This is a genomic window from Xenorhabdus bakwenae, from assembly GCF_030272115.1.
GTDB lineage: Bacteria > Pseudomonadota > Gammaproteobacteria > Enterobacterales > Enterobacteriaceae > Xenorhabdus > Xenorhabdus bakwenae.
Genome location: NZ_CP119194.1, coordinates 2,555,157 through 2,581,459 on the forward strand (window position 1 = coordinate 2,555,157; position 26,303 = coordinate 2,581,459).

24 protein-coding genes and 8 pseudogenes are annotated in these 26,303 nt (G+C 44.5%); 16 read left to right on the forward strand and 16 right to left on the reverse strand.

What is annotated here, in order from left to right:
• Window positions 1–14 precede the first annotated feature (14 nt).
• Complete coding sequence (locus tag PXH59_RS12875) at window positions 15–251, forward strand: hypothetical protein (protein ID WP_285808698.1); 237 nt, start codon at window positions 15–17, stop codon at window positions 249–251.
• 247 nt (window positions 252–498) lie between these two features.
• Here PXH59_RS12875 and PXH59_RS12885 read toward each other — a convergent pair.
• Window positions 499–582 (reverse strand): annotated as a pseudogene (locus tag PXH59_RS12885) (peptidase); the annotation flags it as partial.
• 319 nt (window positions 583–901) lie between these two features.
• On the opposite strand from PXH59_RS12885, the gene PXH59_RS12890 reads away from it, so the two are divergent.
• Together PXH59_RS12890 and PXH59_RS12895 are read left to right on the forward strand one after the other, a co-directional pair.
• Entirely contained in the window at window positions 902–1,042 is a 141-nt protein-coding gene (locus PXH59_RS12890; RefSeq protein ID WP_235428386.1) for a hypothetical protein, read from the forward strand.
• Complete coding sequence (locus tag PXH59_RS12895) at window positions 1,036–1,545, forward strand: GNAT family N-acetyltransferase (protein WP_285808700.1); 510 nt, start codon at window positions 1,036–1,038, stop codon at window positions 1,543–1,545. Before PXH59_RS12890 ends, PXH59_RS12895 begins: the two co-directional genes overlap by 7 nt.
• Here PXH59_RS12895 and PXH59_RS12900 read toward each other — a convergent pair.
• Window positions 1,508–1,858: a GIY-YIG nuclease family protein gene (locus tag PXH59_RS12900; protein ID WP_285811780.1), complete on the reverse strand. Its 351-nt coding sequence runs from the start codon at window positions 1,856–1,858 to the stop codon at window positions 1,508–1,510. The genes PXH59_RS12895 and PXH59_RS12900 overlap by 38 nt on opposite strands.
• A 287-nt stretch (window positions 1,859–2,145) precedes the next feature.
• Here PXH59_RS12900 and bhsA point away from each other — a divergent pair, with 287 nt between their 5' ends.
• Window positions 2,146–2,397 carry a multiple stress resistance protein BhsA gene (gene bhsA, locus PXH59_RS12905; RefSeq protein WP_285808701.1) on the forward strand — a complete coding sequence of 84 codons (252 nt, stop codon included), beginning with the start codon at window positions 2,146–2,148 and terminating at the stop codon, window positions 2,395–2,397.
• 117 nt (window positions 2,398–2,514) lie between these two features.
• Window positions 2,515–2,946, forward strand: a complete 432-nt coding sequence (locus tag PXH59_RS12910; protein ID WP_285808702.1) for a YhbP family protein — start codon at window positions 2,515–2,517, stop codon at window positions 2,944–2,946.
• Window positions 2,947–2,954: 8 nt separating this feature from the next.
• Here the strand turns inward: PXH59_RS12910 and nrdG are convergent, their stop codons facing one another.
• Entirely contained in the window at window positions 2,955–3,416 is a 462-nt protein-coding gene (gene nrdG / locus PXH59_RS12915) for an anaerobic ribonucleoside-triphosphate reductase-activating protein (RefSeq protein ID WP_285808703.1), read from the reverse strand.
• A gap of 4 nt (window positions 3,417–3,420) precedes the next feature.
• Window positions 3,421–5,272: pseudogene (gene nrdD / locus PXH59_RS12920) on the reverse strand (anaerobic ribonucleoside-triphosphate reductase); the annotation flags it as partial.
• A gap of 280 nt (window positions 5,273–5,552) precedes the next feature.
• Here nrdD and PXH59_RS12925 point away from each other — a divergent pair.
• Both PXH59_RS12925 and PXH59_RS12930 read left to right on the forward strand, forming a co-directional pair.
• Complete coding sequence (locus PXH59_RS12925; protein ID WP_285808704.1) at window positions 5,553–5,702, forward strand: hypothetical protein; 150 nt, start codon at window positions 5,553–5,555, stop codon at window positions 5,700–5,702.
• Window positions 5,672–6,127 (forward strand): IS30 family transposase, encoded by a 456-nt coding sequence (locus PXH59_RS12930; RefSeq protein WP_285808705.1) that lies wholly within the window; start codon window positions 5,672–5,674, stop codon window positions 6,125–6,127. The genes PXH59_RS12925 and PXH59_RS12930 overlap by 31 nt, the downstream gene beginning before the upstream one ends.
• 314 nt (window positions 6,128–6,441) lie before the next feature.
• On the opposite strand, the gene PXH59_RS12935 is transcribed toward PXH59_RS12930, so the two are convergent.
• The 6 genes and pseudogenes from PXH59_RS12935 to PXH59_RS12960 all read right to left on the reverse strand — a co-directional run bounded on the left by PXH59_RS12935 (window position 6,442) and on the right by PXH59_RS12960 (window position 12,902).
• Entirely contained in the window at window positions 6,442–7,149 is a 708-nt protein-coding gene (locus tag PXH59_RS12935; RefSeq protein WP_285808706.1) for a DUF2931 family protein, read from the reverse strand.
• A gap of 88 nt (window positions 7,150–7,237) precedes the next feature.
• Entirely contained in the window at window positions 7,238–7,972 is a 735-nt protein-coding gene (locus tag PXH59_RS12940; protein ID WP_285808707.1) for a DUF2931 family protein, read from the reverse strand.
• On the reverse strand, window positions 7,969–9,927 hold the full coding sequence (locus PXH59_RS12945; protein ID WP_285808708.1) for a T6SS phospholipase effector Tle1-like catalytic domain-containing protein: 1,959 nt from the start codon (window positions 9,925–9,927) through the stop codon (window positions 7,969–7,971). The genes PXH59_RS12940 and PXH59_RS12945 overlap by 4 nt, the downstream gene beginning before the upstream one ends.
• Before the next feature lie 37 nt (window positions 9,928–9,964).
• A complete protein-coding gene (locus PXH59_RS12950) occupies window positions 9,965–10,744 on the reverse strand; it encodes a DUF4123 domain-containing protein (RefSeq protein ID WP_285808709.1) in 780 nt (259 codons plus the stop codon).
• Window positions 10,744–12,387, reverse strand: a pseudogene (locus tag PXH59_RS12955) (type VI secretion system Vgr family protein); the annotation flags it as partial. The pseudogene PXH59_RS12955 and the gene PXH59_RS12950, both read right to left, overlap by 1 nt.
• A gap of 27 nt (window positions 12,388–12,414) precedes the next feature.
• Window positions 12,415–12,902 (reverse strand): annotated as a pseudogene (locus PXH59_RS12960) (IS1 family transposase).
• Window positions 12,903–13,071: 169 nt separating this feature from the next.
• Here PXH59_RS12960 and PXH59_RS12965 point away from each other — a divergent pair.
• The 3 genes and pseudogenes from PXH59_RS12965 to PXH59_RS12975 all read left to right on the forward strand — a co-directional run.
• Window positions 13,072–13,305: pseudogene (locus PXH59_RS12965) on the forward strand (IS110 family transposase); the annotation flags it as partial.
• A 103-nt stretch (window positions 13,306–13,408) separates the two neighbouring features.
• A complete protein-coding gene (locus tag PXH59_RS12970) occupies window positions 13,409–14,293 on the forward strand; it encodes an IS982 family transposase (RefSeq protein ID WP_285808690.1) in 885 nt (294 codons plus the stop codon).
• Window positions 14,294–14,298: 5 nt separating this feature from the next.
• A pseudogene (locus PXH59_RS12975) lies at window positions 14,299–15,036 on the forward strand (IS110 family RNA-guided transposase); the annotation flags it as partial.
• Between the two features lie 194 nt (window positions 15,037–15,230).
• On the opposite strand, the gene ridA reads toward PXH59_RS12975, so the two are convergent.
• On the reverse strand, window positions 15,231–15,617 hold the full coding sequence (ridA, locus tag PXH59_RS12980) for a 2-iminobutanoate/2-iminopropanoate deaminase (RefSeq protein ID WP_047771188.1): 387 nt from the start codon (window positions 15,615–15,617) through the stop codon (window positions 15,231–15,233).
• A gap of 138 nt (window positions 15,618–15,755) precedes the next feature.
• Window positions 15,756–16,220, reverse strand: a complete 465-nt coding sequence (pyrI, locus tag PXH59_RS12985; RefSeq protein ID WP_285808711.1) for an aspartate carbamoyltransferase regulatory subunit — start codon at window positions 16,218–16,220, stop codon at window positions 15,756–15,758.
• A 337-nt stretch (window positions 16,221–16,557) separates the two neighbouring features.
• Between pyrI and PXH59_RS12990 the strand changes: the two genes are divergently transcribed.
• The 4 genes from PXH59_RS12990 to PXH59_RS13005 all read left to right on the forward strand — a co-directional run bounded on the left by PXH59_RS12990 (window position 16,558) and on the right by PXH59_RS13005 (window position 21,231).
• Entirely contained in the window at window positions 16,558–17,211 is a 654-nt protein-coding gene (locus PXH59_RS12990) for a M15 family metallopeptidase domain-containing protein (RefSeq protein ID WP_285808712.1), read from the forward strand.
• Complete coding sequence (locus tag PXH59_RS12995) at window positions 17,177–17,305, forward strand: M15 family metallopeptidase (RefSeq protein WP_285811781.1); 129 nt, start codon at window positions 17,177–17,179, stop codon at window positions 17,303–17,305. The genes PXH59_RS12990 and PXH59_RS12995 overlap by 35 nt, the downstream gene beginning before the upstream one ends.
• Before the next feature lie 69 nt (window positions 17,306–17,374).
• Window positions 17,375–18,586 (forward strand): DUF819 family protein, encoded by a 1,212-nt coding sequence (locus PXH59_RS13000; RefSeq protein ID WP_285808713.1) that lies wholly within the window; start codon window positions 17,375–17,377, stop codon window positions 18,584–18,586.
• 326 nt (window positions 18,587–18,912) lie between these two features.
• Window positions 18,913–21,231 carry an FdhF/YdeP family oxidoreductase gene (locus PXH59_RS13005; RefSeq protein WP_285808714.1) on the forward strand — a complete coding sequence of 773 codons (2,319 nt, stop codon included), beginning with the start codon at window positions 18,913–18,915 and terminating at the stop codon, window positions 21,229–21,231.
• A gap of 408 nt (window positions 21,232–21,639) precedes the next feature.
• Here PXH59_RS13005 and PXH59_RS13010 read toward each other — a convergent pair whose 3' ends face one another.
• The 3 genes and pseudogenes from PXH59_RS13010 to PXH59_RS13020 all read right to left on the reverse strand — a co-directional run.
• A complete protein-coding gene (locus PXH59_RS13010; protein WP_047769622.1) occupies window positions 21,640–22,272 on the reverse strand; it encodes a bifunctional 4-hydroxy-2-oxoglutarate aldolase/2-dehydro-3-deoxy-phosphogluconate aldolase in 633 nt (210 codons plus the stop codon).
• A complete protein-coding gene (locus PXH59_RS13015; RefSeq protein ID WP_285808715.1) occupies window positions 22,238–23,248 on the reverse strand; it encodes a sugar kinase in 1,011 nt (336 codons plus the stop codon). Before PXH59_RS13015 ends, PXH59_RS13010 begins: the two co-directional genes overlap by 35 nt.
• A gap of 3 nt (window positions 23,249–23,251) precedes the next feature.
• A pseudogene (locus PXH59_RS13020) lies at window positions 23,252–23,899 on the reverse strand (glucuronate isomerase); the annotation flags it as partial.
• Window positions 23,900–23,961: 62 nt separating this feature from the next.
• Between PXH59_RS13020 and PXH59_RS13025 the strand changes: the two are divergent.
• Window positions 23,962–24,669 carry an IS1 family transposase gene (locus PXH59_RS13025; protein ID WP_285808336.1) on the forward strand — a complete coding sequence of 236 codons (708 nt, stop codon included), beginning with the start codon at window positions 23,962–23,964 and terminating at the stop codon, window positions 24,667–24,669.
• Between the two features lie 18 nt (window positions 24,670–24,687).
• Window positions 24,688–24,978, forward strand: a pseudogene (locus PXH59_RS13030) (FCD domain-containing protein); the annotation flags it as partial.
• A gap of 99 nt (window positions 24,979–25,077) precedes the next feature.
• Here PXH59_RS13030 and pyrB read toward each other — a convergent pair.
• Window positions 25,078–26,019: an aspartate carbamoyltransferase gene (gene pyrB / locus PXH59_RS13035; RefSeq protein ID WP_285808716.1), complete on the reverse strand. Its 942-nt coding sequence runs from the start codon at window positions 26,017–26,019 to the stop codon at window positions 25,078–25,080.
• Window positions 26,020–26,303: the final 284 nt, after the last annotated feature.

The window sequence follows — 26,303 nt, forward strand, 5'->3', positions numbered from 1 at the left end:
ATGAGTTGACGATATTGAACCGTCAATTTTTTCAGGAATTATTGTTTGAACTGAAAAACCTTCAACAGCGCCTGAAAGAACTGGATAAACATCTTGAGCATCTGATGGGTGGTACTACGGTACGAGGGTGGGGATTAGACACACTGACATGGGTAGGTGCAGGAGTGAGTATACTGGCTATCATATCCCTTGTGTGGCAAATGGTTATTCCATCCATGCGTGAGAAACGTTCAGTTTCTAACTCGCCATAATATCCTGTTACAGGAAGAAGCGAACACTTCGGAAGTTATCGTGGCTTCCAAAGCAACAGATTGCGTGGTTATGTTGTAAGATTGGCCAGGTATGCAATATTACAGTGGCAACCCCACAATGCCCCGCCAGTATTCATCACGGTCAGGGTTATTTTCTAATACCAGTGGTATTCCTTTTTGTTCATTAACCCTAAATTGTGCCAAAACCCCCCAGAGAACTCAGTTTGTCTGCGAAGTTCTGACAATATAGACCTATATAAATTGCAGCAGTACTATTATTGACAGCCGATTTCAAGGCAGGCAAATTACCTGTGGGGCAAAGTAGCTCCATGACATAACCCCTGAAAAGTGAATGGTAGCGGTGAATGGTAGTGACGCAGATTATTAAATGTATTGATTTGGGGTTGTTTCCGTGCGAATGTCACATAGCTATTTGCCCTACAGAACCCAGTATTGGCACAATGGCTCGGCTGGTAATTTCGTGAAGCATTAGCAGAAGATAAGCTGACATTTTTGTAATTGTATTGGTTGAAAAATAAAGGCGTTAACTTCAATAATTTCATCTTTATAGCTGCCCGCAGGGAATATCCTGAAACATAGCTTTTCAGCGTCGTTTATGGGTTGAAGGGAATACAAAATTGGGACTACATGTGAAAAATCAGATGGATTCCATTGACGTGGGATCTATGCCATCCATCCTTCACTTTGGTCTATTGCTTCTGGCTGAATTGATCAAAGCGGGACAGAAAGAGGGCGCTGATCAGAATGATCGCGCGTTATCGTCATGTTAATCAGGGTCGAAATTCCTGTCGATGCTATGGGGATTGATCGTTTGTTGCGGCAATCTTTTGAAACATCGGCAGAGGCTGAGTTAATTCATCAACTAAGAGAAGATGGTTTATTGACACTAGGTATTGTTGCGACTGACGATGAAGGCCATGTGATTGGTTATGCCGGTTTTGCGCCCGTTGATATCAATGGTGAAGATCATCAATGGGTAGGTTTGGCACCATTGGCAGTGGCGGAACAGTATCGTAGTCATGGGCTTGGTGAAAAATTGGTTTATGAAGGATTGGATAGCCTGAACGAGTTTGGCTATGGCGCGGTAGTGGTACTGGGAGAGCCAGAATACTACAGCCGTTTTGGTTTTAAGCTTGCGACTGAATATCAGGTATATTGCCAATGGCCCGATTGCGAGAATGACTTTTTGATCTATCCCCTGGCTGATATTTCGCAGGGAGATTGTCACGGTCTGGTTACTTATCCTGCCCATTTTGATCACCTGTGGGCATGACCTGAGTGAAAGATTTCTCAGATGAACCGATTTTGGTTAAATAAGTCGTTATGCAGAGAGGCTGGTCGATAACTAGCCTTTCTTTTTGCTGTTTATTCAGTTTCTTCACACGATATTCCATTTTCAATGCTACGCCTTTATCCCCTACCTGACTTTGATAGGCCAACGTTAAGGGATCTTTCCCTCTTAGGCATTTTGCGCCTTTTCCGGCTGCATGTTGCCTAAATCGACGAGATATATTGGTCGTTATTCCGGTATATAAGCTTCCGTTTCGTGTTCTGATCAGATAGATATGCCAGTTAGATATGTTAATAGTCATTATTTATTTTTAATAATTTCAATAAGTTAATTTGTATGGGAAATTAATTCATATTTTAGTGATAAATGTGGTTATAAGCTGAGTTTTTGATGGTTTTTAAATATAACAAAATGAATTTATTTAAATTATATGCCATTTATTAACCCATAGCGGTATTTTTTTTCAAAAAAATTGAAAGAATATAGCAATAATTGTTAATTATAATAATCTGAACAAGTGTATAACATGCTCACAGTTACAAGAGATTAACTCTATTTTAAAAATGATTAGAGGAGAAAAACATGAAAAATGTCAAAAATATTGTCGCTGTCTTAGCATTAAGTGCAGTTTCTTTCGGTTCTTTTGCTGCTACCGAAGTTCAGGTTGCTAAGGGAGAAAAAATCGGTGTTATTTCAGTGAGCGGTGCAGAGACACTCGATAGCCTGACCACAGAGTTATCCAAAAAAGCTGATGAAGCTGGCGCAACCTATTTCCGTATTGTGTCGGCAAATGGCCAGAATCAACTCGCTGGTGTTGCTGAAATTTATAAATAATTTATCGTGTTTCTATATAAATCTCAGGGTTTATTGAGTCAAATACATAACACGTAACTGGATAAGGCGCCTATCGTGTTCTGTTATGATTTGAATAAAATAACGGTATGGAAATATATGGATTTAAATAAAGAAATTTTAATAATTCGTCAATATCTTGCCAGGCAACATGTCATCACGCTTTGCACTTCTTCAAGCCAGGATTTATGGTGTGCGAACTGCTTTTATGTCTTTGATGCGGATAGCATGGCATTCTGGTTTATGACGGAGTCCGATACTCGCCACGGTCAGATGATGCAAAACAATCCTATCGTTGCAGGTACGGTTGCCGGCCAAACCCGCAATATTGCACAAATCAAAGGGGTCCAATTTCGTGGTGAAGTCGTGCGATTGGCAGGTGAAGCCGAATCCATCGCCAGAGCGCATTATTGCCGCCGTTTTCCCATCGCTTTAGCCGCCAAATCCCCCATCTGGCAACTTAATATCAATGAAATCAAAATGGTCAATAACACCCTCGGTTTTGGTAAAAAATTACACTGGCAGCGTTAATTTTCCTATCATAAATAGTGGATAACCTGATTATGGCTGCCTCGCCAAATTAACGTGGGATCATACAGCGCTTGTTCAAACTTCCCATCCACTACCACATGAACGTAACTGATAACTTCCTGCTGAATTTCGCTTAATTCATTGAGGACATAACCTGTCCACAGCCAGATATCCTTATCCGGGCATTCTTCCCGTACACGTTTAACCAGTTGCAGTATGCGGCGAACATTATGAGGATGCAGCGGATCACCGCCAGACAGTGACAGACCTTGCCGTTTAATCCGGTGATCGTTCAGGTCGGCAATGATTTGATCTTCGAGGGCTTGCGTAAAAGGCTGACCTGAATCGACTCGCCATGTACTTTGGTTGTAGCAGCCACGACATTGATGCAAACAACCTGACACGAACAGCGTACAGCGGGTGCCGGGACCATTCACCACATCAACCGGATAATATTGATGATAATTCATGCTATTAACCTATCTGCCCATGGCCGAGATGTTTCACACGGCGTTTCACTTCTTCCTGCTTACCTGCATTGAATGGGCGGGCATCCGGGCTGCCAAGGTAACCACAAACACGGCGAATCACTGAAACATGGGCTGGATCATGGTTGCCACATTGGGGGCAGGTGAACCCTTTGCTGGTACAGGCAAATTCTCCGGTAAAACCGCATTGGTAACACTCATCGATGGGCGTATTGGTGCCATAGTAAGGCACACGTGAATAACTGTAATCCCAGACATCTTCCAATGCTTTCAAATTATGTTGTAGGTTGGGATACTCGCCATAGCAAATAAAACCCCCGTTTGCCAATGGCGGATAGGGCGCTTCAAAGTCCAGCTTATCGTAGGGATTGACCTTTTTTTTCTACATCCAGATGGAAGCTGTTGGTGTAATAGCCCTTATCAGTGACACCCTGGATTACGCCAAACTCAGCGATATCCAAACGGCAGAAGCGGTCACATAAATTCTCGCTGGGTGTACTGTACAAACTAAAACCATATCCCGTCTCCTGCTTCCACTGATCGACAGCCTTACGTAAGTGTTTAACAATCTCGATGGCTTTCTGCTGGCGCCGTTCATCATCAAACAGATGAATGTGATTGCCATATAACGCATTTATCGTTTCATGAATGCCGATATAGCCCAACGAGATAGAAGCACGACCCTGTTTGAAAATATCGGCAATATTGTCATCCGCTTTCAGGCGTACACCACAGGCACCTTCCATATAGAGGATCGGGGCAACGCGAGCTTTAGTCTTTTCGAGGCGAGAGATTCGCGTCATCAGCGCTTTTTTGGCGAGTAACAAGCGTTGATCTAAAATTTGCCAAAAATTAGTGTCATTCCCCTTGGCTTCAAGCGCAATGCGGGGAAGATTCAGGCTGATAACGCCTAAATTGTTACGCCCTTCGTGAATTTGCTGACCGTTTTCCTCATAAACACTGAGAAAACTGCGGCAACCCATTGGTGTTTTAAATGATCCCGTTACCTTGATCACTTGATCATAATTGAGAATATCGGGATACATGCGTTTACTGGCACATTCCAGGGCCAATAATTTAATGTCATAGTGCGGATCACCAAACTGGTGATTCAATCCATCACGAATAGTAAACACCAGTTTTGGGAAGACTGCGGTCTTGCGGTTTTTTCCCAAACCTGCAATGCGGTTGCGCAGAATTGAGATTTGAATCAGGCGGGCTTCTTTGGTTGTTCCCAAGCCGAAACCGAAAGTGACAAACGGCGTTTGCCCATTAGCGGTATGCAGCGTATTGACTTCATATTCCAGGGACTGAAAAGCGTCATAACACTCTTTTTCTGTGCGGGCTTCTGCATAGGCAGCCTGATCTACGATATTCCACGCTTGGGCAATGGCCAGATGCTTGTCATAACTGGCTTTCACAAAAGGAGCGAGGACTTCATCAATACGATTAATGGTTGTTCCGCCATAAATGTGGCTGGCAACTTGCGCGATAATCTGGGCAGTAACCGCAGTGGCGGTAGCAATGGATTTAGGCGGTTCAATTTCCGCATTGCCCATTTTAAAGCCGTTAGTCAGCATGCCCTGCAAATCGATCAGCATACAGTTGAACATAGGAAAAAACGGGGCGTAATCCAGATCATGATAGTGAATTTCGCCTCTATCGTGTGCCTGCACCACATCATGCGGCAGCATATGCTGCTTGGCATATTGTCGGGCGACAATCCCCGCCAATAGATCACGCTGGGTTGGAATAACCTTACTGTCTTTATTGGCGTTTTCATTAAGAAGAGAGAAATTACTTTGCTCGATCAGACCCCGAATGTCTTGATCCAATCGATCATGCCATGCATGGGAAGCCTGTTCACAGGTATTGCCTTTATTCACATCATCCTGTTGTATCACAACCATTTTCACAATATGGCACCTCAATATGTTATTCACAGCAAAAATAAGAGGAAGACTCTCTTTCTGTTTTGATGTGGATAATTTTGTGTATAAATACTATATATAGTTTATTTATTATATTAAAGCACAATATGTGGGTTTTATAAGTCAATATACAACCTAAAAAGTTGATCTCAGACAAAGAAAAAGAGGAAAACCAGACGGCTACAGAATGCAGCTGGAATGTTCGGAGATAGCACTCAGCCATACCACGATTTATCGGCGTATTCGTGAAAATCGTGAGGCAGACGGCCTCTTTTATCAGCGTTTACCTCGCTTTGGTAAGACACATTGGAAAGGGGGAAAACGAGCCAGTGTCTAATCCCGAATCGGGTGGATATCAGCCAACGCCCAGTTATCGTTGAGAAACGTGCCTGTATTGGGAATTTTGAAAGCGATATCCTCTCTGGTCAGGGTACTTATCTGGTGACATTGGTTGATCGCAAAAGCCGTTTATTACTCATGGCAAAAACGCAGGTTAAAACGGCAGAAGTAGTTTCCAACACAATAAATACCTTACTTAATCTTATTTCACGTGTTCATATGATCACGCTGGATAATGGCGGCGAGTTCGCTCAGCATGAAAAGGTCAGCCAATCGACGAAAGCCCAAATTTATTTTGCCCGCCCTTATGCCAGTTATCAGCGGGAAACGAATGAAAATACAAAGGGTTTAGTTCGTCGCCAATGGCCTAAGGGAACCGCTTTTAGCCCACTGACGGGTAAGGTATCAACGATATGGAATTGAGGCTGAATATGACACCAAGAAAGATTTTAAATGGGCTGACGCCAATGGAAGCCTATACTGGGTCGCATGTTGCACTTATTGCGTTAATCCAGCTATAGGTCACTACCCGCTTTCCGGACGGATAAGAGTGACAAGCAGTTAATCCAAATATCATGCTTGAGCAAAGTAACAATGCTAATATTTTCTTAGTTATTTTCGCTCCAATTGTGTTCATAAAACGTTCACGTTCTCGCCCTCGCTCTGGATTGGTCTCAAGTTCCAACATCAGAAATCATGCCAACTTCTGATGTTGAGGCGATTTCAAAATGGCCGTTTTACCATTCTCCATAGGGGTATTTTTTCCCTTTGATAAAGTTTTTAATACGTTCTGAATATTCACCATAACCATCAGGATGATTTGTTTTATCCCGGCAAATAGTCATGTTATCACCGGAAACGGATTCACCCGTAGCCACTAAAATATTATCGCCATTGTTTTTATCAATACCCCGCAACCAAGCACGTGCAGTTCCCGCAGGAGCCAGACCAATAAAAATTCGCTCTCGATAGTCTGGTGGTTGTTTCTCATAGCCGGGATAGAAAGCAGGTTCGCGCATCAGTTGTCTTACATCTGGCGAAAATTTAAATAATGTCTGATAAGACTTTTTATCAATCACTGAATTCCAGCAGACTAATAATGCCTGGGGTAAAGCTTCACCATGATTTTTAATTCCGCTAGCCCCCCCTCCTAACTTCTTACTCCATGAATTCACACTTCTAAAATCTGAATTTGCTCCATCAGGCATAAATTTTTGCACAATATAATTATCTTCATCCAAAAATTGAACAAAACTAATACTGGCGTAAAAATATTCTGCGGTAATAAATTGGAATCTCCATTTATCATAAGGCAGCGGTTCGCTGTTGCGTACAATGGGTTTATAGGTCACTACCCGCTTTCCTGACGGGTATGACTGACAGGCCGCTAACCCAAATATCATGCCCAAGCTAAGTAATAAAGCTAATGTTTTTTTGTTTTTCATTGAGTGATTGCTCTCAAGTTCCAACATCAGAAACTAATAATTAAACAATATTTATTTCTGATGTTGCATTCAGTTCAAGGTAATCGGTTTACCATTCTCCGTAGGGGTATTTTTTCCCTTTGATAAAGGATTTTATTTCCTCAGAATATTCACTATATCCATCGGGGTGTTTTGTCTTATTCTGGCAAATAGTCATGTTATCACCGGAAACCGACTCTCCAGTTGCCACTAAGATATTATCACCGTTGTTTTTAGCATACCCCCGTAACCAAGCCTTGGCAGCCCCACTGGGAGCCAAACCAATAAATAAGGTATCTCGATAGAAAATATGATTTTTAACTCGTTGGCCAACAGAAGGCTCTCTCATCAACTTTCGGATATCTGGTGTAAAAATAAACTGTGTTTGGTAGGTTTTTTTATCAACCACAGAATCCCAGCAAACTAATAATGACTGAGGTAAGGCTTCACCATGATTTTTAATCCCGCTAGCCCCTCCTCCTAATTTCTTACTCCATGAATTCACACTGCTATAATCTGGATCTGCTCCATCAGGCATAAATTTTTGCACAATATAATTATCTTCATCCAAAAATTGAACAAAACTAATACTGGCGTAAAAATATTCTGGGGTAATAAATTGGAATCTCCATTTATCATAAGGCAGCGGTTCACTGTTGCGTACAATGGGTTTGTAATTCACGACACGATTTTCTGAGTACCCAAACGCTTTAGCAAGTTCATTAATGTATATATAAGCAAATCCACCTAATATCAGCAGAATATGCCCTATCATAATCAATAAAATTAATGCTTTTTTTCTCATTTTGAGATGTCCTTTCCATTGTTATCAAAAATAGTTCTGCGCCAATCACGATTAGGACGGTTCGCATAAGCAATTTCTGCCGGATAAATATCACCTTTGATTTTATTATCTTTTGTTTTCACATTATTCCAATGTGCTGAAAAATGGGTATATTTAGACCATATCAATGTAAGTTCCTCCAAAGTAAAAGATTCAGGTTTTTGACCTTGTCTGATAGCCTTTCCCTGAGTGATTGCTTTTTTTGCCAGAGACTGAAGATCCTCTGGAAGTTGATAGTCAATATCTTTGTCATCCGGTTTATTAAAAACTAATCCCGCTTCTTGTGCAGCATCTTGCATTACCAGCATACCGACTTTAGACCAGTCATTCTTGATGGTACGAGTCAGAACTGCTGCAGCTACCATATTGATTAGACCAGATCGTTGCATAGCAAAATCTGAGCTGTCATCTCGCCATGTGATAAACTTAACGTTTTCATCTTTAATTAATGAACCAATAATCGGGGATTTTTTTAACTGCGCCAACTCTTTTTGAGAGTCTTTATAAACACGAAGACTGTGATCTGGAGAAACTGCAATCCCTGATACTTGCATCATCTTTGGTCGGGTGATACATAAATTCTCATCACCCACAGGATCATATCCGCCACCAACATCAGCATGTGCGCCGGGTAGTTCAAATTCAGGCCAATGGGGTTTTACACTGTTTAAAGTGAAATTATAGCGGCATTCATTCTGTGCTGTAATGTGGAAAACACTTTTTGCAATATTAGGAGATAAAAATATATTAGCAGGCCCTGTTACAGAAGAATCGTGAGGATTAAGAGCATTACTCAGTTCAGCAATAGCTGTAACTGTATCATAAATGCCCAAAAAGCGAGTCTTACCTGTAGGATAGGTAGATTTTTCCAGATACCTACGATTAGAAAAAAACTCATTTAATGCATTTAATAAATCTGCATCTTTAGCTAAAACACGGTTTGCAAAATGACGAGAGGACGCAGCTCCACGACTAAATCCTATAATATCAAACTGAAGAGATCTGATATTATCTGTTACTTCATCTTGTAATTTTAAAAGTTCTGTTTTGATTTTCTGAATAGCAAGATTAGTTTTGATTACAATGCCAGCATCCCCTCTTCCCGACATATAACCCCATACATGATCAGCTTCCCCTGATACGGTCCCGACACCTTCAATATAAACTTTAATTTGATGTGTGTTATCATCAAGTTTGGTATTTTTATATAGTTTGTGCAATAAATGAACATTTGTGTAATGGTTATCATAACTCAATCGTGAAACATCACCAGGTTCACCATACTTGCTAAATGAACAAATAAATTTATCAAGTTGTTCTGGGGTTGGGTCACTTTTTTCTTTAGCACATAAACGTTCATCAGTATTATTTACATTGTTTCCAGTTCCATCAAAAAATACACCAATAATTAAATTTATGCCGCTTTCTATCGCCTGAACTTCCAATACATACTGCTGATTAAGAGAATTAGCAGTAAATCCTTTTAATACTGAATTTTTAAAATGCTCAGAAACTTTTAATTCAGCCTCTTTCCAGCCTTTGACTTTTGGATAGGCATCACTGATTGCACCAAGTGGAATATAATGGTAGATATACTTATTTTTGAAACTTTTTTCTCTTACCTGAATATTTCCGGCTTTCCCTGTATCCAGACGAGCTGGGCATTGGGTTACTTTATCTGCCAAAGGCTGTGCTGAAACAGATAATGTCACGGGCATGGGGGGGAGATCTGCTTCACGCAATAAACCATTCCCATCTGTAGTGCCCGTTCGCACAATGCTTTTGTTTCCCCGACTTGTCAGCTTATAAGGTATACCTGCTAATGGCTCACCCTGCTCATCCACAAGCTGAAATTCAATCCAGTGTTTCAGTATATCTTGGCAGTTAATGCAATCCGACTGTTCTAACTGACTCATTTTTTCTTCCTTAATGATAGATAATAGTGGGCGAGCCTTAAATTTCTTTTTTAAGCACAACCTGTTGGTTATTGGTAATAAAGCGCTCAACAGTCAGTTTATTCAGATTCTGCTTTTCATCTCTTGCCTGTTTCAGCCACGCTACAAGGCTGTGCTGCAATTGCCCTTCTGGCTCATCCAGTTTTAATGCCAATTCAGGGTTTTCTTCCCAAAGCTGGCAACTTAAGGCGTAAGCCAGATTCTTGAGGGCTGTATCGGTTGAGTAACGGGCTTCAATCAGGTGATCACCCAACACAAATAAATTCGTGTTCAGTTCCTGAGGACAATTTTCTGGTCGGTAATAGCAAATCGGGTTAGGCGTATCGATCATCAGTTCATTAACCGGTGTTAACAGTTCACGCCAGTCCCCCGATTTCAGGGCAGGCAGCAATGGTGTAAAGATCCGGTTATCCATCAACCGCAATACCACAACCTGACCCCGCAGCAACACCTGCTGATGTAAGCGCCAGTGTGCTAACTGAAATGACCACGGTAACGTGCTGCGATATCCCCAGCCCCAACTGGCATCGCTGAATGCGTGTTTATCCAGCAATTGCGCCAGTTCCGGCAGGCACTTAGCTTTGGGTTGGATCAGCCACGGGCTTTGTTCCAGCATGGCCTTCATTGGTGTACCGCTATAGAGCGGAAATGCCTGTTCTGACCAGCCGTTGAGGTAAAAGCGCTGAACGGGGTTCGGTTCTGCCAGACTGTTGACCAGAAAATAACACTCGCCTCTGTCCTGCTGTGATAGCCAGCTTTTCCAATTAGTCGATTCCATCATGCTTCCTCTGCTCCGGTGATAACCCAGTTTTCCTCTTGCTGTGCGAGAATGGCGCAGGGGGGCTTAGCCGGAAATTCAGTTGCCGGGAGCGCTTCCGCCATCGGAAGTTGTCCCACTTGTGCAAGCGGCGCTACCCCTTCTGGAAGTTGCAGTGAAATCCCGCGCCCGCTGCCGCCTGAACCCTGCCCGACATTAATCGGTGAACAGAGAATGCCGCCCGGCGTGACTTTCAGAAAACTACCGCCCACTTTCAATGTGATTTCTGCTGCCGCTTCCAGCACCACTTTGCCGCCGCTTTTCAGGTGGATTTCCTGCCCGCTGTCAATCACGGTGGCATCCCCGGTCTGGGTATGCTGGCTACCGGCAATCCGGTGCGATACATCGCCTTCGGTGGTGATTTTGCGTGAACCGGCGACCTGATGATGGTCATCGGCGCGGATATCGTGGTAACGGTTGTTATCAATACGTTGTTTCTGGTCGTGTTTGATATGCCAGAGCACATCATTTTCAATCTGGGCGGTAAAATCTTTCTGGCCGTGGAAATAAATTTCCTCACTGCCTTTGGCATCCTCAAACCGAAGTTCATTGAATCCTTTGCCCTTGTGGGTTTTGGTTTTAAAGGTGGTGCGGGTCTTTTCTGCCGGTAAATCCAGTGGCGGGCGGTTCAGGCCGTTGTAGACACAACCGGTGACAATCGGACGGTCGATATCCCCGTTGAGGTAAGAGATAATTACTTCCTGCCCGATACGCGGTATCGCCATAAAACCAAAACCGTTACCGTTCCAGCCCTGAGCAACCCGTACCCAGCACGAAGCGCCATCATCCGGCGGGTCATCGCGGTTCCAGTGAAAATACACTTTAATCGCCCCGTCTTTATTGACGAAAATTTCTTCGCCCTCCGGCCCGACCACAATGGCAGTTTCATCCCCATCGGCTAACGGTTTGTAGTGGAACGGCGGGCGGTAGTCAGCAAGGCCATCGATAAAACGGAAATCGTTGCTCAGTGTCGTGCCGGTGCCGCTGCTGTCGCCGAACGCCTGTGGGCAGCACCCGTAGTGGCTGATGGTGACGATTTGCCAGCGCGCGTTAATCGGTTTATGGGGGTGATTTTTTATCTCGAAGATTTTACCCGGCATCAGTTTGATGCAGTTACTGTGGCCACTGCCGGTTTGTTTCTGGTTATCCAGCGCTTCCTGCCGGTATTTTAAAAACGGTTTGGCGACCGCATCTTTCTGGAACCGCCCGTAACTCTCAAACACGGAGTAAGGGGTCTGGCTGCCGAAATCGCGGAAACCTTCGCTGCTGTGCATATGGGAGAGGTGATAGCGCGGTTTTTCCGGGTTGAAATCTTTGTGGAAACTGCGTTGCGGACTCATCCCGACGCCCAGTTGCACCTGATAGATAGTGTCTGTTCCGTGGGCGGTTTCCGGCTGGGGCTGGTATTGCAGCGGCAAGCCCGCGGTCATGCCCAGGTGGCTGTCACTGAAAAACAGCGTTTCATCCTCAAACCAGAAACTGAATCCCTCTTCCGCCGCTAACCGGCTGAAAAAATCATAATCGGATTCGCGCTTCTGGGTCACATATTCCCGATCCTGATGCGTATCGTAGCGTTTTGAATCGGCTTTTACCCGGTGTTTTTTCGGTCATGCTTCCAATGGTTAGATTGCTTAGAGAAAGTCGTATTCACGCTCAATAAACGTTCCTATCACTTTATCGTGTATTTCTTCGGATTTGGAATAGCCTATCGTTTTTCGATTTAGCCTTTTTATACGAATACGCAGGGTGAGATTGGTTCTTTCTATACGTTGGGTAAATTTCTTTCCCGTGAGGTGTTTTTCCTCAGGTAGGCAATCGTAAACCGCATAATCATCCGTACAGTAGAACTGAATGTTAAAAGGAGACAGGAGTGCCAGCAGTGGCAGCGTAGTTATGTTTCTGGGAGTGAGTTTTTTCGTGTGCGAATGACCGTGTTAATGCCGACATTCAGGACGTGAGCGGTATCCCTGACACCGGCGTTATTCATGTCCATATCAATAATCTGGTCTTTCATGCCGGGCTGACAGGCTTGATAAGTATAAGTCAGTTGAAAGGTTTTACGGCAAGCATAACAGTGATAACGCGGATGCCCAGTGCGCCCTTTTCCATGCCCTTGTATCTTAAAAGTAGGTTAAAATAAATACGATTAGATTTGGCACAGTGTACGCAGTCTGAGTTGCCCTGGGGTTTTAAGCCCGTTTTAAAGCTATTGACGCATACACTGAGCCACTCATCTGAAACCCGAACAGTTGTCCGTCATCCATAACGTATTTGCAAGGCAGGGTAATATGAGTCAGCCAAATCCACTTTGTGTGGGCATCGATGTTTCCAAAGCCTCATTAGATATCGCCGTGAGTACTGGCGTAGAGGCATTCACCGCCAGTAATGATCCTGATGGTTTTGATGCCATTGTGTCCGTACTGAAGCAACATCTCGTGTCCCTGATTCTGATGGAAGCCACCGGTGGACTGGAATCTGCTGTTGCCTGCTCGCTTCAGGCCGAAGGGTTTGATGTCGTTGTTAACCTGAACTTCGCTTAAGAAAGGAAAGAAAAAAAGGAACTAAGCGCCTGAGGCACGATCAAAGTTTTTGCTTAGAAAACAAAATCGTGGGGATCCTCAGGCTATGACTACTTTAGAAGAACTTTTTTGTTGCGTCGATGATTTTTGCCAAAAATTTATTCCCCTTTGGGAACAACAGCTCATTGAGAATAATCAGCTCAAGCGTCATCGTGCCACTTCCCTGTCTCTCAGTGAGATAATGACGATCCTCATTTTATTTCACATGAGCCATTATCGTCATTTTAAAGCGTTTTATACTGAGCATGTGCAGCAATATCTCAACGCAGATTTCCCGGGTCTGGTCAGCTACAATCGAATAATTACATTGAAGAAAAGAGCCCTTATTCCGTTATGCGCTTTCCTTTCTTCACGCAAACAAAAATCACACGGCATTGCCTTTATCGATTCCACTAAAATCGCGGTTTGCCATAATCTGCGTATTCCTCGCCATCAAGTTTTCGCGGGTGTCGCCCAGCGAGGAAAAACCCGTACAGGCTGGTTCTATGGCTTTAAACTCCATCTGATTATTGATGACTGTGGGGAGATTTTATCCGTTAAATTAACACCGGGAAATGTTGACGATCGTCAGCCGGTAAAGGAATTAGTACAAGGTTTAACCGGGCATCTCTATGGTGACAAAGGCTATTTATCGCAAGTGTTATGCGATGAACTGAAGGAGGAAGGAATTACGCTGATCACGAATGTTCGCCGTAATATGAAAGCCAAATTTTTATCGTTTTGGGACAAGGCCATGTTAAGAAAACGGTTTTTGATAGAAACGGTGAATGACCAATTGAAAAATATTTCTCAGATAGAGCACTCAAGGCACCGAAGCGTAGTCGGCTTTTTACTGGAAATAGTATCAGGACTGATTGCTTATACATTCCAGCCGAAAAAGCCGAGCTTAGGTTTACGTGACCATGAAATTGCGATGCTTAAACAAAGTTGAGGTTTGTTATTAATCCCAGGCAAGCGCGAGATTTTGCCCGGGCCATGGGATATCTGGCAAAGACTGACCGCATTGACGCCAAGGTCCTGACTCAGATGGCAGAAGTGATAAACCGTCATCCCGAACGAGAACGGTTTATTCGGGCGCTGCCAGATGCGGAACGTCAGATTCTTTCTGCCATGGTGGTGCGCAGACGGCAGTTGATTACGATGCTGGTTGCTGAGCGTAATCGCCTACATCCTGCGCATCCTCAGAGCAGAAAGAGCATCAACACTGTCATTAAAGCACTGGAAGCTGAGCTGGCGCGGATCGATGAAGATATGAATAAACATATCCAGATTCATTTTAAGGAACTGGCTGACCGGCTCAGCGCCATCAAGGGCATTGGGGCAATGACAACAGCAGCCCTGCTGGCAGAAGTCCCTGAACTGGGCAAGCTCTCGCGTCGGGAAATCAGTGCACTTGTTGGCGTTGCTCCTGTTAACCGTGACTCGGGAACTATGCGGGGTCGACGAACCATCTTTGGCGGGCGCGCTGGGGTTCGGACAGCGTTGTATATGGCCACACTCGTGGCAACCCGTTTTAACCCGGTAATCAAGACGTTTTACAACCGCCTGCTGGCGGCGGGTAAGGCCAAAAAAGTGGCTCTTGTGGCTTGTATGCGCAAGCTGCTGACCATCTTGAATGCGATGATTAGAAAAAATGAAGAATGGAATAATTCGTATCATCAGATAACGCCATAAAATCGCGTTCAAGACAGTTGCTTTAACCTCTTCAGTTTTGTGACAGTACCGACAAACCACATCAACTTTAGCCATATCTCATCCATAACAAAAAGTGGGGAGTTTATCATATTATCTAATCATTGGGAGCATGACCAAACCAGACGGGAATATCAACCCTGATACCGAGTGATCAGGGCTGGGAAAACGGCAAATTAGCGACGAACGGCGATGGCTTCGATTTCGATTTTCACATCTTTTGGCAGACGGGCAACTTCAACGCATGAACGGGCAGGGAACGGCGCATTATGTTCAGCGAAGAACGCTTCGTAAGTTGCGTTCACGGCAGCAAAATCATTCAGATCCTTAACGAACACCGTGGTTTTTACGATATCAGCAACTTTCAAGCCGGATTGTTCAATAATCGCTTTAACGTTTTCCAAAGATTGACGGGCTTGAGCCGTCACCTCTTCAGGGATGGTTCCCGTTTTGGGATCAACAGGGATCTGGCCGGAAGTGATAACCATGCTGCCCAGATCAACACCCTGAACATAAGGGCCGATTGCGGCGGGGGCATTCTCGGTATGGATAGAACGTGACATTAGAAACTCCTGTTTGATATCTAAATGGAAAAATTTATTGGATCGCCATTATAGTGATCCTCTGTCCCACATCAATTGATACAGGACATTCTTACAGATTGCGTGAACGGGTCGCGGGTAGATTGTTTGAACCGGCGGTTAACCGTTATTGATAACGGCCTGGCGATCAAACTCTTTCTCGCAGTACTTACAGCGCAATACCACATCGTCTTTTTCTGACATCACATGGAAGCTGCTGTTGACAGGTTCATTATGGCTGATGCAATTGCTGTTTGGGCAGACAAGAACACTGTTGATCTGGTCGGGCAGATTAATTGGCATCTTTTTAACCACAACGTAATTCTCAATGTTATTGATGGTGGCATGTGGGGCATACACGGCGAGTTGATTTGCCTGTTGCTCTGTCAGAAAGGTGTTTTCAATCTTGATCAGATCCTTTTTACCCAAATGGTTGGAAGGCAGGTTCAGGCCAATAGTAATGCGCTGGTCTGTTTCGGTGAGTTTGAACAGCGACAATAATTTAAAGCCGACATGGGCGGGGATGTGATCGATAACCGTGCCGCATTTAATCGCTTCTACTTGTAGTTGATGGTCTTGAGTCATGTTGTGTCATGAATACCGTCTCGGTATTCCTCCTCCAGGTATTAGGGGATCAAGGAAATCGGCTTATTTTGTCACAGACGATTCGGCATTTCATCTGATTAGCTTTTGAATATATACTCGATAAACTTCAAGTTGCAATCCGCCAGACGACGCGAGGCCTCATATTTCCCCGCTGCGCGGGGAAATATGACACGCATCTTGAAGTTGGATTGGTATAAAAGATGATTCAATTTCATAACAGTAAATAAAATTTGATGGCTTGCATCTCTGTTGTCAATCTGTAATTGTATTGTTACTCAAATGATGCCTGTGCCAATATGATAGTGTGAGGTCGAATATGTTGTTATCTGCTTCTTCTGGAAATGTCGATTTGGGAAAATATTCTGCGGAAAAGATCCCACAAGAAAGAGATTTTAATTGGAAAATAATTAATAAAATTCCTATTTATGAATGTGATGAATATTTAGAAATTATTACTGACTCGAATAAATTAAAGCAAAAATCTGTTTATTATCTGGCGGGAATAAAAGGCGCGATTAAATATGGTATGGTAAGAAAAAGTGTGGCGGAAAAATTAAGATTGGCATCACAACTGCTTCCTGCCCATTTAGGGATTTTGGTATTGGATGGCTGGCGTTCACGGGAAACTCAACAGGCATTGCAAGAGATAACACAGGCAAAGATTGCAGAGCAATATACTGACTTATCGGCAGAAGAACAACGAAAACTATTGCAGCAGTTTGTCGCTCCGGCGCCTGTAGAAGAAAATCAGATCAGCCCGCATCTGACAGGGGGATCCGTGGATGTCACACTCTTCGATATCGCATCGGGTCATCCACTGTTTTTGGGAACTGAGTTCGATGAAGTGAGCGAACTTTCCTACACCGCCGCATTAGAAAAAGCGCCGGAAAAAAAATATGCCTGCTACTTTATATCGCCGATTACTCTATCAAGCCATGACGCAAGTAGGGTTTACCAGTTTACCCACTGAATGGTGGCATTATGATTATGGGAATTCTATGTGGGCATTTTATAAAAATCAGGCTGCTATTTATGGTGCCATAGATACAACCCCATGTTTTTAATAATTAAATAATTTAATAAGTCAGTGCGTAACTATTTTCTTTTTTATTTGATAAACATCAGGGGAAATAATGAAAAATACACTTATTGCATCTGACAATTCATTACTACTTTGGGCTTTTATCATGATTGCTGTTGCTGCCGCCATAATGGTGGAACAGCGTTTCAAATGGGCCTCTAAAATACCGGGCGCAGTGATTGCATTGATCATTGCTATCATTGCATCCAATTTCAATATTATTCCAGTCGAAGCACCGGCTTACGATGTTGTTTGGCAATATATTCTGCCATTGGCGATCCCTTTATTATTATTTAAAACCAACCTGCATAGCCTCTTTAAAGAAAGTGGGAGGTTACTGATACTTTTTCTGATTTCCTCTGTAGCGACCATGATTGGTACGATTGCCTCCTTCTGGCTTTTCAAGGCGTACATACCGGAATTAGATAAAATCAGTGGCATGATCTCTGCTTCTTACACGGGAGGCGCGGTTAATTTTGCGGCAATGTCCGCCAAACTGGGCACTTCCCAGAGCATGGTCGCTGCGACTATCGTGGCTGATAATTTTATGATGGCCGCCTATTTTATTATTCTGATACTTTTATCCGGTTGGACTGTGGCGAGGAGATTCTGGGGCAGTCCATATACTGATCAGATGGAGAAGACACCTAATTCAGATAACCCCCAACCTTTGGTGACGACTTATTGGAAACCGAAAAATATTGCCCTGAAAGACATCGCCTTATCGCTGGCATGGTCGATTTTTATCGTCGCACTCTCATTCCATCTTTCCTCATGGTTAAAAACCTTACTTGGGCAGCCAAACAACATTTACCAAGAGCTAATTTTCGGCCTGATTTCTGATAAATATCTGCTTCTGACGACAATCACCTTCATTATCGTCTCAATATTTAAAGAGACATTCAGCAAACTGAATGGCACTCAGGAGTTGGGGACTTACGCCATTTATATGTTCTTTGTTGTGATTGGCATACCGGCATCCGTTCAGGTCATTATCAGCCATGCGCCCCTGTTGTTTGCTTTCGTCTTTGTCATTGCCATGCTCAACTTGATACTGACTTTTGCCGTGGGGAAAGTGTTTAAGTTCAGTCTGGAGGAAAATATTTTGGCGTGTAATGCCAATATTGGTGGACCAACTACCGCAGCCGCAATGGCAATCAGCCGTGGTTGGTTCAATCTGGTCGGCCCGATTATGGTCATTGGTACATTCGGCTACGTAATTGGTAATTATGTGGGGACGTTTGTTTATTTTGTGGTGGGATGAACAAGTGCAGCCAACAACACTACCAATTCATTGGAATTGTATATTTAATCGTTGCCCCACTGTTGTTATCACGCCTCTTGTTGCTATTTTGTTTGAAATAAAATCGATCTTTTCAAAAAGAGTTGTAAGTTTAGGTCGTTAGGTAAAAACGCCAAAGCCTAATGGCTCGGTTTTTTCGTGATATAACCACGGAATAATTATCACTATGGGCAGATAGGAGTATGATCACATCGGCGCTAAACCGCCAATGAATGAAATCGACGTGACGGGTTCACCTGTAGATATGTGGCTCGATGCTGGCTACGACATAAAAAATAGAGATTTTTATGAAATTCAAATCAAAAATAAAACCTTACCATGCGGCGGCGGGTGGTTGGGGTTCACTGGAGGCAACAACCCGTTTTGTCTTTGATAGTAAACAAGCACTGAAAAATATGGTTAACCTGATGCGCATGAACAAGCCCAGAGGCTTTGATTGCCCCGGATGCGCATGGGGAGATGACAACAAAAGCCTGTTTAGCTTTTGTGAAAACGGTGCCAAGGCAGTCACTTGGGAAGCGACTCGTCGGTATGTTGATCGGCAGTTTTTCGCAACCCATAGCGTTAGTCAACTCTACCAACAAAGCGATTATTTCCTTGAATACCAGGGAAGAGTGGTTGAGCCGATGAGCTATAACCCGCAGACGGATCATTACGAGCCGATCCGTTGGGATGAGGCTTTTGCCCTGATAGCCAACCATATTCAGGCGATGGATAACCCCAATCAGCTTGAACTATACACTTCGGGGCGAGCCAGTAATGAGGCTTCGTGGCTGTACCAGTTGTTTGGCCGTGTAGTGGGAACCAACAACTTCCCGGATTGCTCCAATATGTGTCATGAAGCCAGCGGTTCCGGTATGTTGGCAAGCTTAGGCGTTGGGAAAGGCACTGTTCGGCTGCAAGATTTTGATCATGCCGATGCCATCTTTATATTTGGTCAAAACCCCGGGACAAATCACCCACGAATGCTGCATAGCTTACGACATGCGGCTGAACGCGGCGCACGCATCGTCACTTTTAATACCCTGTATGAGCGCGGTTTGGAACGTTTCGCTGATCCACAAAAACCGCTTGAAGTGATCACCCCAATGGCGGGTGAAATTAGCCATCGTTACTATCAACCGAAACTTGGTGGCGATATGGCTGCGGTACGAGGGATAGTCAAGGCACTTTTAGCAACCCATAACGCCCTGCTGGCTGAGAGCAAATCAGGTATTTTTGATCTGGCATTTATTGCCACTTACACCCACGGCGTGGAGGCTTATTTGCAAGAAGTGGTTGCAACCGAGTGGTCATTGATTGAAGAGCAATCGGGATTGACCGAAGCACAACTGCGTGAAGCGGCAGCCATTTACCAGAATGCCGGGCGCGTCATCTGTACCTGGGCAATGGGGATAACCCAACATAAACACTCTTTGGTTACGGTGCGTGAAATCGTCAACCTGCAATTGCTTTTTGGACAATTGGGTAAATCGGGCGCAGGGCTTTGTCCGGTACGTGGACACAGTAATGTACAGGGTAACCGGACGATGGGAATTAATGAGAAACCGGGCAAACTTTTTTTGGATAACATGGCTGCTCATTTTGGTTTCGAGCCACCTCGTGCTCATGGTCATCATGTTGTGGAAGCGTTGAGTGCCATGTTGCGTGATGAAGTTAAGGTTCTGATCGCATTGGGTGGGAACCTCGCAGCAGCGGCTCCGGATAGCCCACGAACAGAAGCAGCACTCAGGCATTGTGATTTGACGGTACACATCAGCACAAAATTAAACCGGAGTCATCTTATTACCGGTAAAAAAGGCGCCTTGATTCTGCCGGCATTAGGGCGCACTGAACGAGATATTCAGGCTACCGGCGCACAGTTTGTGACGGTAGAAGACTCGTTCAGCATGGTGCATGCCTCAGAGGGCGTAAATAAGCCATTATTTGATAGCCAGCGTTCTGAAACAGCGATTATTGCCGGTATTGCTAATGCGACAGTCGGCAATACCACCACCATTAACTGGTCGGAATTAGCGGGAGATTACAATAAAATCCGCAATCATATTGCAGCGACTATTCCCGGGTTTGATGATTTTAATAAAAAATGTGAACACGCTGGTGGCTTCTATCTTGGCAATGCTGCGGCCGAATTACGTTTTGCAACACCGAGCAAAAAAGCCGAATTCAGTCATGCACCGTTACCAAAAACGCGGTTCCCACAAATTGAAGGCGCTGATGTTCCTTTCACTTTGCAAACCTTGCGTTCGCACGATCAATATAACACCACGATTTATGGGCTGGATGATCGTTATCGCGGGGTTTATGGTCAGCGGGAAGTGTTGTTTATGAATGAGGAAGATATTGCCCAATTGGGCTATCAGGCCGGTGATTTGGTCGATATCGAAACCGTATGGCATGACGGTATTAAGCGTAAAGTTTCCGGCTTTAAGTTAGTGCCTTATGCCATTCCGCGCGGGAACCTTGCTGCTTACTACCCGGAAACCAACCCATTAGTCCCAATGGACAGTGTTGGTGATGGGACTGGCACGCCAACTTCAAAATCTGTACCGGTGAGATTATCCCTTACTGCGCTGAATGGATTTGAGCCTCAGCGCATTGTATAAGGCGTTTATGGTTCTTTTGTTTAATAGTCACCACAAATATGTCGGTTCAGATCCGGTTTTTGAAAATTCATTGAGATTTGTATTCATTATTTTAAAGACGCCCCCAATCAGGAGGCGTTATCCTTTTCGTTCTAACGCATTTGCTCTCTGGCTGACCTGTTTTGCTTATTTTTTCGCTATCTCGCCTATCCAATTCCGCCAAAGTACGCTCAAGTTGCTGATTCACATCAGCCGTTTTCTTATCCTTGAACAAGAACAGGGCACAAGTGGACGATTTTCATCGGGTCGGTTTGATTGGAAACGCCTGCCTGCGAATAACGGGCGGCATAGATCTTGCCTCTATACTGTTCAGGGGTGGTTTTTTTTATCTCCTTCTGTCGTTCAACGGGATCATGCAGGATCACAATCTCACAACACGTCCACCAACTCCACCGCCTCCCTTGCTAATTTACCCATCGTTCGCCACTCTTTATCTCGGATCAACTGGGGGCTGACCATCCAGGAACCCCCACATGCCACAATTTGTGGGATAGCAAGGTAATCGAGAATGTTCTTCACACTGATCCCACCGGTTGGCATGACGTGTAACTGTGGGTACGGAGCGAGTAGTGCTTTAATCATCGCAATGCCACCCGAGGGTTCAGCCGGGAAAAATTTGACAAAATTGATGCCTGATTCCAGCGCTTGTTCAATCGTGCTGGCGTTATTTACGCCGGGAATGATAGGAATACCGATTTGCTGGCACGCCTGAACGGTATTTGGATTAAACCCGGGTGAAACAATAAACTCTGCCCCCGCTGCTTTTGCCTGACGTACGTGTTCACGATGAAGCACGGTTCCCGCACCGATCAGCATATCTGGCCGCGCCGCTTTTAGCAGGCTAATTGCTTCGGCGGCACTCTCGGTACGAAACGTGATTTCAGCCACAGGCAGGCCGTTGTCTGCTAACGCGTGACCAAGGGGAATGATATCTCTGGCCTCTTCAATCGCTATCACAGGCACAATTTTAATCTGACGCAGACGTGCCATTATCTCTTGCATTATCATTCTCTCCGATTTCGTTCAAATTAAAAAAACGCGCGATAACTTCTTGTGTCGCCGCCGGTGGCACAATCGCCCCTTTATGCTGGATCACAACCCCTGCGAGCTGATGCCCCATTAATGCTGAATCATGAATGGATTTCCCATTTAACCGCCCCACGATAAAACCCGCATTAAACGCATCGCCTGCCGAAGTGGTATCAACGACAGAGGTAACAGGTTGCGTCTTAATATGTTGTGTGGCATTGCAGCCGCTTAAGTCACGATAAAAACAGCCCCGTTCACCCGCTTTGATAATGGCATGTTTAACCCCGATTCTTTTCAGGCGGTTAACGCTCTCCTCAATTGACGTGTCTCCCCAGAGACGTGCTTCGTCATCGTCAGTCACTAACGCAATATCAGTGATGGCATACATTTGCTGATAACACTCACGGGCTTGCGTTTCATTTTCCCATAAGGCCGGGCGGTAATTACTGTCAAAGAAAATCAATTTCCCTTCAGAAGCTAACTGTTTCAAATCAATTAACAGCAACTGGCGATCATTTTCGGGCAAAATAGCCAGGCTGATCCCACTGAGGTAGAGCACATCCATATTCCGCAATTGTTGGCGCAACAGGGGATAATCAGGATGGCGCAAGAGATAACGCGCCGCCGAGTTATCGCGCCGGTAAAGAAACGTGCGTTCACCTTTTTCATCGAGCTGGATCAGGTATCGACCGGGCTGATGCGCGTTATCACGCAACACGAGCGAAGTATTAATGCCTTCTTGCTGCCAGCGTGAGATCATGCCTTCGCTCAAAGGGTCCGTGCCCATCGCCGTGACGAAATGGACATCAAGTGTATCGCCGCCAGCGCGAGCCAGATAAACGGCACTATTCAGCACGTCACCGCCATAATTTTGTGTCATGGCACCACATGGCGTGCCATTTAGCTCAATCATCCCTTCGCCAATCAGGGCAATTTTCCACATCTGCATATTTTAATCCTTTACAGCCTGAAAATAACGTTCAGCATTATTGAAGCAGATATCCTGAACTATCTGCCCCAGCATTTTTTCATCATGGGGAATTTCACCATTTTCGACCCAATTCCCCAGCATATTGCAGAGAATACGCCGAAAATATTCATGGCGGGTATAGGATAAGAAACTGCGTGAATCTGTCAGCATACCGACAAATTGGCTTAATAAGCCTAATTGGGAAAGTTGCTCTAATTGACGCTGCATACCGTCTTTTTGATCGTTGAACCACCAGCCCGATCCAAATTGGATCTTACCCCTAATACTTTTATCACCCCGATCCCCGCCCTGAAAATTGCCGGTCATAGTTGCGATCACTTCGTTATCGCGGGGATTTAAGCAATAGAGAATAGTCTTTGGTAATTGGTCTGTTTTATCCATTTCATCCAGCAAGCGAGATAATGGGTAAGCGATAGGATTATCCCCAATGGAATCAAAGCCACAGTCTGGCCCTAACCGATTAAACATACGTGTGTTGTTATTGCGCAAGGCACCAATATGCAGTTGCATGACCCAGCCGCGTTTTGCGTACTGCTTACCTAGCCAAACCAGCACCGCTGTCGTAAATTGGGCTATTTCTAATTCGCTGAGTAATTGCCCCTGTCTGCGGGTCATGCTCCCAATCATTAGATTGTTGTAGTAAACTCCCCACTTTTTATTACTGGTGAGATATGGCTAAAGTTGATGTGGTTTGTCGTTACTGTCACAAAGCGGAAGAGGTCAAAGGGCATGGAAAAGGAAGCAGCGGACATCAGCGTTATCACTGTTATGCCTGCCGTAAAACCTTTCAACTGAATTACACCTACCAAGCCTGCAAACCCGGAATGAAAGATCAGATTGTGGATATGGCTGCGAATAATGGCGGTATCAGAGACACCGCTCGTGTCCTGAAGGTGGGTATCAACACCGTTCTTCGTACCCTAAAAAAACTCGAACCCAGACAGGTAACTACACTGCCGCTGGCCGCAAATAATATTCATATTATCTGCGAAATTGATGAACAATGGTCTTTTGTCGGTAACAAGAAGAATCAGCGCTGGCTTTGGTATGCCTGGGAACCGGAGCAAAAGCAAATAATCGCGCACGTATTGGGGGATCGCAGCAGGAAAACACTGAGCAAATTGCTGGCACTTCTGGCTCCTTTCGAAATTCAATTTTTCTGTACCGATAATTATGCCGTTTACGATTGCCTTTCTGAGGAAAAACACTTTAGAGGGAAGAAATTTACTCAACGTATCGAAAGAACCAATCTGACCTTACGTACTCGCATCAAGAGACTGAATCGGAAAACGATCTGTTATTCCAAATCCGAAGAAATGCATGACAAAGTGATAGGCACTTTCATTGAGCGTGAATACTATCTTCCAAAGGTTATCTAACTATTGGGTGCATGACCTAACAGTATGTTAGTTGAATTGCTTAAACAGTCCTGGGCGTGGCGTGAAAATAATCCCATGTGGGTGAAACTGCATAGCCGAATTACCAATACTGATTACCGTAAAGCGTGGTTGAATGATCATCAGACCATTTTGGCAGCGATGATCAAAAAAGATCCCGCCGCAGCGAAGCAAACGATGTGGCAACACTTAGAAAACGTGAAACAGAGTTTGCTGGAGTTGTCAGATGTGGATGACCCGAATTTTGACGGGTATTTGTTTGAATCGTATCCGGTGGGAATTGGGAAGTGAGTTTTGGGGGATTGGGGAAATCATCTCATTGTTAGTTATCGTTTTTCAAGTTGCAGCGCTGTTGGCTGCACCTTGAAGTTGGATTGGTATATAGTTTTCTTAGCGGGCTATAACAACATCTTCATTCAATACCAGCGACAATAATGCCTGACGGGCAAAAATGCCATTTCCTGCTTGCTGGAAGTAGTAAGCATATGGCGTTTTATCGACATCTCCCGTAATTTCATCAATACGTGGCAGCGGGTGCAGTACTTTCAGGTTTTCTTTAACATCCACCAGATCCGCCGCGCGCAGGACAAACTGAGCTTTGATATTGGCATATTCTGAAGGGTCAAGACGCTCTTTCTGGACACGGGTCATATACAGAATATCCAGTTCGGGCAGCACATCTTCAAAGTTATTGTGGAGGCTGTAACTCACCTGTTTTTCTTCCAGCATATGCAGGATATAGCTTGGCATTGCAAGTGCATCTGGCGCAATAAAACAGAAATGGTTGCCGTTAAATTTCGCCAGCGCTTGTGTCAGTGAATGAACGGTACGGCCATATTTCAAATCACCGACCATCGCAATTTTCAGATTTTCCAGCCTGCCCTGAGTTTCCTGAATGGTGAACAGGTCGAGCAACGTCTGGGTCGGATGCTGGTTTGCGCCATCGCCAGCGTTGATAACAGGGATAGGGCCGGAAAACTCAGAAGCCAATCGTGCCGCACCTTCCTGTGGGTGACGCATGACGATGGCATCGGCGTATTGGCTGATAATGGAAATGGTATCAGCCAACGTTTCTCCCTTTTTACCCAATGAAGTATTACTACTGTCAGCGAAGCCCACGACGGCAGCGCCGAGTCGCTGAATGGCGGTCTCGAAAGAGAGACGGGTACGTGTGGAGGCTTCAAAGAAGCAACTCGCTATCACCTTGTGTTTCAGTAAATCAGTCTGTGGATTGGCTTTTAATGCAGCGGCCGTCTGCAATACCAGTTCCAGATCTGCACGGCTCAGATCATTAATTGAAATGATATGCTTGCGATATAACGGATTAGCCATGTTTACGTTCCTCTTTTATGACTTCTAGACTTGGACTGGTCAGGCAAAAAAAAGCCCCTCAACTGAGGGGCTTTTTTTAATGTTCGGTTAAGCAATGGGAAAAACAACGCGCTTACGCTGCCAGCAGACAGTGTCTCGTTAGCTTGGTGTTTTGTTACAGCCTTTACAGCGCAATCTTTCATGTTTTCTCCCGGCAAATCGTCGCGCATTATACTCACGATAGCATTCATCGCAAAGATTGCGGGCAGAAATTTTTCAATGAATGGTCAGGTTAAATCGCCTGC